The 369-nt window shown below is 56.6% G+C and carries 1 protein-coding gene; it reads right to left on the reverse strand.

The features are described from left to right. A partial coding sequence (locus tag AF337_RS09935) for an FCD domain-containing protein (RefSeq protein ID WP_152970965.1) occupies window positions 1-369 on the reverse strand: 369 nt, incomplete at both ends.

Consider the following 369-nt stretch of genomic DNA (forward strand, 5'->3'; position numbering starts at 1 on the left):
GTTCCGTGGAGTCCGGCTTCAGGCGATCTTTCAGGCGGTCGATTTCGAAGAGACGCGTGGTCGCCCGAAGCTCCCGCAATACCTTGGCCATTACCGCGTTGCCGCAATGATCGATGATCATATTGTGGAGATTGTCGTCGGAGAACCAGTGCGCGTCCGTGTGATACGCCGTCGCGTCCAGAAGGTCGTGAATTTCCTGCCGGACGCTCATCAAAAGTCGTCGCGGAATAGCGTTGATCGACAGTACGGCTGCGTCAGGTTCGATCAACAACCTCAGTTTCAAGCTTTGAAGATACTCGCCGACATCCACCTGTCGCACGACGTAGTTTCGGCCATCGCCCTTGCGAACCAGACCTTCGCCCTCCAACC

Source organism: Rhizobium ecuadorense (genome assembly GCF_001187535.1).
GTDB lineage: Bacteria > Pseudomonadota > Alphaproteobacteria > Rhizobiales > Rhizobiaceae > Rhizobium > Rhizobium ecuadorense.